This window comes from Streptomyces sp. NPDC005485 (genome assembly GCF_040606085.1).
Classification (GTDB): domain Bacteria; phylum Actinomycetota; class Actinomycetes; order Streptomycetales; family Streptomycetaceae; genus Streptomyces.
Genome location: NZ_JBEXDZ010000015.1, coordinates 75427 through 85257 on the forward strand (window position 1 = coordinate 75427; position 9831 = coordinate 85257).

At 70.0% G+C, this 9831-nt stretch carries 8 protein-coding genes; 2 read left to right on the forward strand and 6 right to left on the reverse strand.

What is annotated here, in order from left to right:
• Positions 1–8 precede the first annotated feature (8 nt).
• Entirely contained in the window at positions 9–656 is a 648-nt protein-coding gene (locus ABZS97_RS08300) for a class F sortase (RefSeq protein WP_356134985.1), read from the reverse strand.
• On the reverse strand, positions 653–1057 hold the full coding sequence (locus ABZS97_RS08305; RefSeq protein ID WP_356134987.1) for a sortase-dependent protein: 405 nt from the start codon (positions 1055–1057) through the stop codon (positions 653–655). The genes ABZS97_RS08300 and ABZS97_RS08305 overlap by 4 nt, the downstream gene beginning before the upstream one ends.
• Before the next feature lie 383 nt (positions 1058–1440).
• Between ABZS97_RS08305 and ABZS97_RS08310 the strand changes: the two genes are divergently transcribed.
• Positions 1441–3018: a CBM35 domain-containing protein gene (locus ABZS97_RS08310; protein WP_356134989.1), complete on the forward strand. Its 1578-nt coding sequence runs from the start codon at positions 1441–1443 to the stop codon at positions 3016–3018.
• 78 nt (positions 3019–3096) lie between these two features.
• Here the strand turns inward: ABZS97_RS08310 and ABZS97_RS08315 are convergent, their stop codons facing one another.
• The 4 genes from ABZS97_RS08315 to ABZS97_RS08330 all read right to left on the reverse strand — a co-directional run bounded on the left by ABZS97_RS08315 (position 3097) and on the right by ABZS97_RS08330 (position 8134).
• Positions 3097–3471 carry a hypothetical protein gene (locus ABZS97_RS08315; RefSeq protein WP_356134991.1) on the reverse strand — a complete coding sequence of 125 codons (375 nt, stop codon included), beginning with the start codon at positions 3469–3471 and terminating at the stop codon, positions 3097–3099.
• A gap of 121 nt (positions 3472–3592) precedes the next feature.
• A complete protein-coding gene (locus tag ABZS97_RS08320; RefSeq protein WP_356134993.1) occupies positions 3593–5173 on the reverse strand; it encodes a DEAD/DEAH box helicase in 1581 nt (526 codons plus the stop codon).
• Positions 5174–5437: 264 nt separating this feature from the next.
• Complete coding sequence (locus ABZS97_RS08325; protein WP_046247661.1) at positions 5438–5641, reverse strand: cold-shock protein; 204 nt, start codon at positions 5639–5641, stop codon at positions 5438–5440.
• A gap of 312 nt (positions 5642–5953) precedes the next feature.
• Positions 5954–8134, reverse strand: coding sequence for a VCBS repeat-containing protein (locus ABZS97_RS08330; RefSeq protein ID WP_356134995.1), 2181 nt, complete (start codon positions 8132–8134; stop codon positions 5954–5956).
• Between the two features lie 232 nt (positions 8135–8366).
• On the opposite strand from ABZS97_RS08330, the gene ABZS97_RS08335 reads away from it, so the two are divergent.
• On the forward strand, positions 8367–9650 hold the full coding sequence (locus ABZS97_RS08335) for a hypothetical protein (protein ID WP_356134997.1): 1284 nt from the start codon (positions 8367–8369) through the stop codon (positions 9648–9650).
• Positions 9651–9831 lie beyond the last annotated feature (181 nt).

Consider the following 9831-nt stretch of genomic DNA (forward strand, 5'->3'; position numbering starts at 1 on the left):
GAGCCCGTTCAGCCCTTGGAGTTCGTGGTGCCGGTGGCGTTCGTGGAGCTCAGCGTGGCGAAGACGATCACGTTGTCCAGGTAGCCGTCGCCGGTGCGGGCGCCGCCGCAGGTGATGAGCCGCAGCTCCGAGTGGTCCACGTCGCCGTAGACGTCGTCCGCCGGGAAGTGTGCCTTGGCGACCGTCCGTACGGTGGTGACCGCGAACTCCGCCGCCGTGCCGTTCTCCAGGCGCGCCACGATCCGGTCGCCCCGGCGCAGCCGGTCGAGGTGGCGGAAGACCCCGTCGCCGTAGGTGCCGACGGTGACATGGCCGAGGATCACCGACGGGCCGACCTGGCCCGGTGTCGGCGAGTGCCGGTACCAGCCCGCGCGGTCGTGCGCGGTGACCGGGGGCACCTGCACACTGCCGTCCGGCGCCAGCCCCAGCCGGATGACCGGGGTGTCGACCTCGATGGCCGGGATCCGCAGCCGGACCGGAGCCGAACGCCCCAGCGCCCGCACCGACTTCGAGGACGCACCCGAGGACGTATGCGAAGGCGAGGGCGTGATCCCCGGGTTTCCGGTCGCGGCCCGGGGAGTCCCGTGGCCGCCGCAGCCGACGAGCAGCGAGGCCATCGCCGCGGTCGTGAACGCGCGCCTGGAGAGCGGGGTCATGCCCCGGTCGCCCGCCGGCGACGTACGACGAAGAACGTCGCACCGCCCGCGGCGAGCACCGCCGCGGCACTGCCGCCGATCACCTGGCCCTCGGACCCGGAGGACGAGGACGACGTCGCCGTCACCCCGGTGTCGGGCGCGCCCGACGGTACGACGGAGACCTGGCCGTTGCCCGTGTCCCGGGTCGGCTCCGCACTCACGGACGAGGGAGCGGGGGACGGCGCCCGGGTCGGCTCCGCGCTGCGAGAGGGGGCGGGGGTGGCCGAGGGGGCGGTGGTGGCGGTCGGGCGGGCCGTGGTGGGGGCCGGGCTCGGGGTCGCTCCGTGGGCGAACGCGGGCACGGTGCTCGCCAGTACGGCGGTGGCGGCGAGTGCCAGGGCACTGAGGACAGTACGGCGCATTGATCGCTCTCTTTCGTCTTCTTCGTCTTCGGCGGTGACGGGTCGAGCGGAGAGACGACCGAGTGCGGGAGCGGGTTGTAAAGAGACGGCAAAGTCGCCGGGGGCGGTCCAGGCGTCGGCCTGGACTTCGGCCTCGGCGTCGGCCGCTCACGGTCCTGCAGATTGTTCAGACTGATGAACATTAATCATGTGCACATCCATTGACGCGTTCACGGCAACACCTTTAGCGTCCCGGAGAAAGCGCTTTCCTCTTGTCGATGACTCACTGAACCCTCACCGAGTCCTCGCTGAACATGATGTCCGACCGCACGGCCCGTTCATGCACTCGAACCAGCCACGTTGCCCCTCGATCAACATGGAGACGAACGATGCAACGACGAACGATGCACGTGAGACCAGTCGTCGCGGCCGTAGGCCTGCTCGCCGGCGGCCTCGTCGCACTGTCCGGCACCACGGCGCAGGCCGCGTCGACCCGTTACGAGGCCGAGAGTTCGCCCGCGGTCTGCACCGGCACCATCGACTCCGACTGGACCGGCTACTCCGGCACCGGCTTCTGCAACGGCACCAACTCGACCTCCGGCTATGCCCAGTTCACCGTGAACGCCGCGAGCGCGGGCACGGCGACGCTGAACGTCCGCTTCGCCAACGGGACGACCGCCGCGCGAGACGCGAACGTCGTGGTGAACGGATCAACGGCCACGTCCGCCTCGTTCGAGGCCACCGGCGCCTGGTCGACATGGGTGACGAAGACGCTCACCGTGCCGGTCAACGCGGGCAGCAACACCATCCGGTTCAACCCGACCGGCTCCGCCGGTCTCGCCAACCTCGACTACCTCGACGTCGACGTGAGCGGCACCACCACACCGCCGTCGAGCAGCGCGCTGTACGTGGCACCGGGCGGCACCGACAGCGCGGCCGGTACCCAGTCCGCCCCGACGACGCTCCCCTCGGCCATCTCCCGCATCACACCCGGCGGGACGATCTACCTGCGCGGCGGGACCTACGCCTACTCGTCGACGGTGACCGTCCCGGCGGGCAGCAACGGCACCTCGGCCGCCCGTACGACCCTGTCCGCCTACCCGGGCGAGACCCCGGTGCTGAACTTCTCGGCGCAGACCGAGAGTTCGTCGAACCGCGGGCTCCAGCTGATGGCGTCGTACTGGCACGTCTACGGCCTGGTCGTCGAGCGCGCCGGTGACAACGGGATCTACGTCGGCGGCAGCAACAACGTCGTCGAGCGGACGGTGACCCGCTACAACCGCGACACGGGGCTGCAGCTCGGACGCATCGCCTCCACCACCCCCAGCAGCCAGTGGCCGTCCAACAACCTGATCGTGAGCGCGGAGTCGCACGACAACGCCGACTCCGACGGCGAGGACGCCGACGGCTTCGCCGCGAAGCTCACCACCGGCACGGGGAACGTCTTCCGTTACGACGTGTCGCACAACAACATCGACGACGGCTGGGACCTCTACACCAAGACAGACACGGGTGCCATCGGCCCGGTGACGATCGAGTACTCCCTCTCCTACAACAACGGCACGCTCAGCGACGGCACCGTGAACTCCAACGGCGACCGCAACGGCTACAAGCTCGGCGGCGACGACATCGCGGTCAACCACGTCGTCCAGCACAGCATCGCCTACAAGAACGGCCACCACGGGTTCACCTACAACAGCAACCCCGGCTCGATGACGATCTCGAACAACGCGAGCATCGACAACGCCGAGCGCAACTTCTCCTTCGACGCCGGTACTTCGGTGTTCCGGACCGACACCTCGTGCCGGTTCGCCGTCAGCGGGTCGAACGACAAGACCGTCGGCAACGCCGACAGCTCCAACCAGTTCTGGACGGGGACGAACGGCTCCCGCTGCTCGTCGTACTCCGGCGCCCTCGGCTGGTCCCACGCCTCGGACGGCCACCTCGTGGTGACCTTCGGCGGCTCACCGGTGACGCCGTAACCCGTAGGTGTCAGAGCTCGCTGCTCGTGGCCCGTCCGGTTCGTCCGGACGGGCCGGGGCCGTTGGTCGTCAGTGGTCTCAGTGGTCGGAGTAGCTGAAATCTCCCACGGTCCAGGCGCTGATGTCCTCGATCGCGACGCGGTACATCCCGCCCGTCTCGGGGATCCCGGTGGTGCCCTGGATGATCCGTGCGACGTGGAAGTGGAGATGCGTGGGCGGCCTGCTCTGGCGGACGCGGCGCTCCGCCGGGTCCGCGGTGAAGATTCCGGAGAACTGGCCGAGGCGGTCCGAGTCCGTCAGGACTTCGGCGACACGCTGCCGCCATACGGCCTCGGGCGCCAGCCTTCCGGTGATCACGGCGCCACCGGCGACCACGGTCAGGGACATCTGATTGCTCTGCCCGGTCTCCACCGTGGCGGCGACGGCAATGAGCAGTTCGTCGGGGTTCGACATGAGCACCGATTTTATCCGAGCCGCCGAGTACCGGCGGGCAGCGGCCGAGTCGCTGACCGCGACCGACGACCGACCCCCACCGGCACTCCGTGTTTCGTGCTTCGTTCTGCGAGCTTCGTGACTACGCGGCGCCGCGCAACGACGAGTTGCCCTGGCCGGTGCCGGAACGCCCCCGGGAGGCGGACGAGGACCCGGTGGCGGAGCGGCGCCCCTGGGCGGCGGACCGGCCGCCCCGGCCACGGGCCGGGGAGGCGGTGCGCCTGGGGCGCTCCGCCGGTGCGGCGATGGTGACCGGCACACCGGAGGGGCGGCGGGCGCCCGTGATGCGGGTCAACTCAGCCTCGCCGGAACGGACTTGGGCGACCTGCGGGGTGATGCCCGCGGTCGCCATCAGGCGGCTCATCTCGCGGCGCTGGTTGGGCAGGACGAGCGTGACAACGCTGCCGGACTCGCCTGCCCGGGCCGTACGGCCGCCGCGGTGCAGGTAGTCCTTGTGGTCGGCCGGCGGGTCCACGTTCACCACGAGGTCGAGGTTGTCGACGTGGATGCCGCGCGCGGCGACGTTCGTGGCCACGAGCACGGAGACGTCACCGGTCTTGAACTGGGCGAGCGTGCGGGTGCGCTGCGGCTGCGACTTGCCGCCGTGCAGCGCCGCGGCGCGTACGCCGCTGCTCAGCAGATGCTTCGTGAGCTGGTCCACGGCGTGCTTGGTGTCCAGGAACATGATCACCCGGCCGTCCCGGGCCGCGATCTCGGTGGTGGTCGCGTACTTGTCGGCGGGGCGCACCTCCAGCACGTGGTGCTCCATCGTGGTGACCGCGCCCGCCGAGGGGTCGACGGAGTGGACCACCGGGTCGTGGAGGTAACGGCGGACCAGCAGGTCGACGTTGCGGTCCAGGGTGGCCGAGAACAGCATCCGCTGTCCTTCGGACTGCACCATGTCGAGCAGCTCGGTGACCTGGGGCATGAAGCCCATGTCGGCCATCTGGTCGGCCTCGTCGAGGACGGTGATGCTCACCTGGTCGAGTCGGCAGTCACGGCGCTCGACGAGGTCCTTGAGGCGGCCCGGCGTCGCGACGACGATCTCGGCGCCGCCGCGCAGCGCACCCGCCTGGCGGCCGATCGACATGCCGCCGACCACGGTCGCCAGGCGCAGCCTGAGCGACCGGGCGTACGGCGTGAGCGCGTCGGTGACCTGCTGGGCGAGCTCGCGGGTGGGTACGAGGACCAGGGCCAGCGGCTGCCTCGGCTCGGCGCGCCTGCCCGCGGTACGGGCCAGCATCGCGAGCCCGAACGCGAGGGTCTTGCCGGACCCGGTGCGGCCGCGGCCGAGGACGTCGCGGCCCGCGAGCGAGTTGGGCAGGGTGGCCGCCTGGATCGGGAACGGCACGGTCACGCCCTCGCCGGCCAGCGCGGCCAGCAGGGGTGCGGGCATGTCCAGGTCGGCGAACGCCTCCGCGGCGGGCAGCCCCGGCGTGATCGTGACCGGCAGCGCGAACTCCCCCTGCACTCCCCCGGACCTGCGTGCGCCGCGGCCGGGAGCGCCGGAACGGCCGGCGTAGCCGGAGCCGCCGCTGCCACCCGAGCGGCCGGTTGACTGGGAGCCGAAGCCCCCGCCCCGGCGGGCGCCGCCACGGGAGTTCTCGGACGCGCCCGAGCGGCCGTACGAATAACGTTCATTTCTACGAGACGTGTGGTTCATATGGAACCTTCCTTGATGCGGCTTGAAGCGGCACGTATCAAGGAATTCCCGGCGAAGAAATGAAAAGGTGCGGGGAACCGCGAGAACGAACCGGAGAAAGACGCTGCCGAGTTCAGGGCGATGGATGAACAGCCGGAATCGGCGCGTCCGAGTATCTGAGCGGCGCCTCGATGACGGGCGCCCCGGGCTCACGGCCCGGAAAAAAGCAACGAGCTGGGGCCCGCACCCAAGGTGCGGGCCCCAGCTACGAAGTACGCGTCAGCGTCAGGCGGGAACGATGTTCTCGGCCTGCGGGCCCTTCTGGCCCTGCGTGACGTCGAAGGTCACCTTCTGGCCTTCCTGGAGCTCACGGAAGCCCTGGGTGGCGATGTTGGAGTAGTGGGCGAACACGTCCGGGCCGCCACCCTCCTGCTCGATGAAGCCGAAGCCCTTTTCCGCGTTGAACCACTTGACGGTGCCAGTAGCCATGTCATATCTCCTTCGGGGCAGTGCCCGCGGGCCCACACTGTGTGAGCCCCACGCCGCCGTGATGATTACCCCGTCCGGAAGAACCGGCCATACAAAGCGCACCCATCAGCACATTGAGCCGACGAGTGCACTTGAAGTTTTTGGGAACCACAACTGCAACTGAGATCGATCATACCACGGACCCCGTAACCGTGCCGAGACATGGCGATCATCCACCCCGATCGGGCGATAAACCCGCAGAACTCACGGGATAATGAACCCATATCCATTTCGGCCAGCGATCAGGCCTTCGGCCAAGGATCAGGCCAAGGATCAGGCCAGTGACGCCCAGGTCTTCCAGTACGTCGCCGTCCCGGCCTGGGTGCGGCCGGCGAACGTGCCGGTGCCCTTGCCCGCGTTGAGCCAGAGGTTGTCGGACGTGTCGCGGGAGACGAGGTCGTTCTTGCCGTCGCCGTTGAGGTCACCGGCGCCGATGACGTCCTTGTAGGAGCCGCCCCAGTCGCTGAAGACCCGGACGCGGTCCTTGAGGGTGCCGGTGCCGGTGCCGTTGTAGCGCCAGAGCTCGCCCGACTTGTCCAGGGCGAGGACGTCGCCGAAGCCGTCGCCGTTCAGGTCGCCGGCGCCGATGACCCGCTTGTAGCCGGTCCAGGCGGAGCGGATCTTCACCCGGGCCTTGAAGCCGTCGGTGCCGTTGTGGGCGTACAGGTAGATGTTGCCGGTCGCGGCGTCGCGGGCCAGCAGGTCGGGGCGGCCGTCCCCGGTCTGGTCGCCGGCGGCGAGCAGGGTGTCGTAGCCGCTCCAGTCCTGCGAAAGGCGCTTGTACGCGGAGTCCGGGACGGGCAGGCCGCCGCAGACGGGGGTGTAGAGGCGGGCCTCGCCGCCGGGCAGCCGCACGATGACGTCGTTGCAGCGGTCGCCGTCGAAGTCGCCGAACGCGACCGCCCGCGTACCCGTCGGCCAGGAGCGCGTCTGGTAGGTGACCAGCGGGTTGCCGGTGTCCTGCGTGAACATGTTCAGCGCCTGGCTTCTGGACAGGCCGAGGATGTCCGAGCGGGTGGTGTCGGCGTACTCGTGCCACTTGGGCAGCGAGCGGGTGCCGGTGGTCGCGGTGAACGACGTACGCGAGGAGCCGTCGTCGGCCGACTGCATCCAGACCGCCAGCGGGCGGCCCTTGTCGTCGGTGGCCACCCGGCCCGTGCTGGTCGTCGCGTTCGTCAGGGTGTTGAGGGTGCGCGGCTTGGAGGCGCTGCCGCCCGCGAGGGTCTGCGTGACGAAGTCGCGGCGGACCGTGCGGCTCGCCTCGAAACGCTTCTGCGTGTACGTGACGACCACCGCGCCGTTCGCGGTCTGGGCAGCGCTCACCGAGCCGGTCTCGGCGTAACCGGTGAGCTCTCGTGCGCCGGCCCAGGTGCCGCGGGAGGCGAGACGCGTCGCGACGGCCGTCCCGGGGCTGACCACCGTGACGTCGCCGTTCGGGGCGGTCAGCAGTTCGCCGCCCGTGGCGATCCCGATGTTCTCGGCCGGGGCCCAGTCCGCCGAACCGGCCGTCCTGCGGGCGTAGTTGCCGCGTGAGAGCAGGTGGAAGCCGCCCTTCGGGTGGGCGGCCAGCGTGACCTGCTGGGGCTTCTCGCCCAGCTGCGGCAGGTCGCGGGGCGCGGTCCAGGAGCTCGCCCCGGCGGGCTTCTCCAGGTACTTGTAGTACCACTGGTACGCGCTCGGGTCGGGGTCGACCCCGTCGCCGGTGTAGTAGCTGTTGCCGCCCCAGAGCGCCGCGAGGGTGCCGTCGGTGGCGACGGCGAGGTGCAGGTCGCGGAGCGTGTAGTTGTAGACGTTGTCGGGACGGACGATCGGGTCCGGGAGCCGGTCCAGGGCCGTCGGCGCGGACCAGGTGCCCTGCGGGCCGGAGCGCTCGACGACGGTCAGCCGGTGGTCCTTGTCCATCCAGGCGACGGCCTGCCGACCGGCGGCGTTGGCCGCGACGGTCGCCAGGGGCGTCCCCACGCCGCGCCAGTCGGTCGCCAGCGTGCCCGTCGTGACGTCCTCGGCCGGGCCGAACGCGGTGCCGTCCGGGGCGAGCCGGGACATCCGCAGCGTGCGCTGCTCCGTGTCGGCCGCCGTCACCCACCACAGGAGCGTGAGCGCGCCGTCGTCCGTCCGCTGGAGCGTGGCGCCGGCCGCGGGCTCGGTCTGCTGCCAGGTGGCGCTGCCCGCGGGGCGGACCGACAGCACGGTCTTGCCGTCCTGTGTGAAGAGTCCGGCCATGGTGCCGCCGCGGGCCGACTCGAGGTCGATCACCCGGGTGACGCCCGGCAGTTCCTTCGGCGTGGTCCACGAGCCGAGCCCGGCCGGAACGGCGGCGGTCGTCGCGGTCGTCGCGGTCGTCGCGGTCGTCGCGGTGCCGGTGGCGGCGCTCGCGGCGCTCGGCGCGGCGACGGTCAGCGCGAGTACGGGAATGAGAGCGCTCCCCAGGAGCGCGCGGGACTGCATGATCATGTGGAAAGGCCCCCCCCGGGCTTGATGCCACGAACAAAAGTGAAAGACCTGCCTCACGCATCACACGCAGCGGGGCAGGAAGCACGAAGAAAAACGCAAAAACAGCGGCAGCGTATACCAGCCAGGCCCCGCGGAGGCGGGGGGACCCAGGGGCTGCAGGGGCATCAGAACCGCCCTGATGCGAACTGACGTGCTTGTGTCATGTGTTCGAGTGCACCTAGTTTTCCGCGGCATGACCATGTCGAGAAGAGCGATCATCAAGGGCATAGCCACCGCTCCGTTCGCCGGAGCCGCCGCCGGCGTCCTGGCCGCAACTCCCGCCGAGGCGGCCACCATTGACGCCAGTCAGTACTCGCTCACCAGCCGCACCTCCAACAGCTACGGCGAGTTCGCCGCTCTCACGGCCGCACTGGCGGCCAGGTTGCCCACGGTGGACGCGACCACCGTCATAGCCGACACCAACCGCAACGCCACCCATCTCACCAGCGCCCCGAGCACCTCCGAGGCGTTCGCGACCGGCTTCGCCTGGGACCCCGACGACCAGGACGTCGACTACTGGATTCCCCAGGGCGTCACCACCAGCGCCGACGCCTACGGCAACGGGCTCTACCCGGAGGGCGGGAGCAACAAGGTCGTCCTCGTCTCCTGGTACTTCGAGACCGACCCCGACGGCGACGGAGTCGACGAGTACGCGCTCGACAAGGGCCTGCGGCTCACCTTCGTCGACTACAACACCGCGTCCACCCCGACGTACCGGCACATCCTGCTGGTCGAGCCCGTCAGGACCGCCACCGGTGCGTACTCCTTCAACCCCATCCGCAAGCATGCGGGCGGCATCATGTGGTACGGCAACCTGCTCTATGTCGTCGACACCTACAAGGGCCTGCGGGTGTTCGACCTGAACACCCTCTTCACGGTCGACACCGCCGAGAAGGACCTGTGCGGTCTGAGCACCGACGGGACGACGTACTACGGCTACGGGTACCAGTACGTCCTGCCGCAGAGCCACGCCTACGACAACGCCGGAACGTATCTGCGCTACACGACGATCGGGCTCGACCGCGCCAGCACCCCCGACAGCCTGACGGTGAGCGAGTACTCCCTCTCCGGCACCGTCGACTACGACGACGGCACGTTCAACGGCACCGGCAAGCCCGCCTCCGCCACGCCCCACGTGGTCCGCTGGCCCCTCGACTACACCGACCGCGAGCTGGGCTCGCTCACCGCGACCGAAGCGGTCACCGTCGCCCAGCAGAAGATCCAGGGCGTCGTCTCCCGCAACAGCAAGCACTACCTCTCGGCCAGCAACGGCCCGTCCACCAAGGGCACCCTGCGCACCTTCACATCCGGCGGCTCGACCGCGAGCGCGGTCTGCGACCTGGCGATCGGCTGCGAGGACCTCAGCTACCACACCAGCGGCGCGTCCGGCTGGGCCTACAGCGAGTCCGTGATCTGGAACGTCAGCGAGTACGTCGACAAGCGATACGTCTACGCGGTCCACGCGGACGGCTCCTGACGCCTGCGTTCCCCGGGCCGGGGGTGCAGTGGGCTGCACCCCCGGTCCGGGAGTGCACTCCCTGATGGCGGCGGGCCTCGTCGCCCAGGGGGTGTTTTGAAAGTCCTGTGCGGTGCCCGCGGTGTTCGGTGCGTGCCCTCGGCGTGCCGGACGAAGGCCCTCGTACTGGACGTACTTGGGG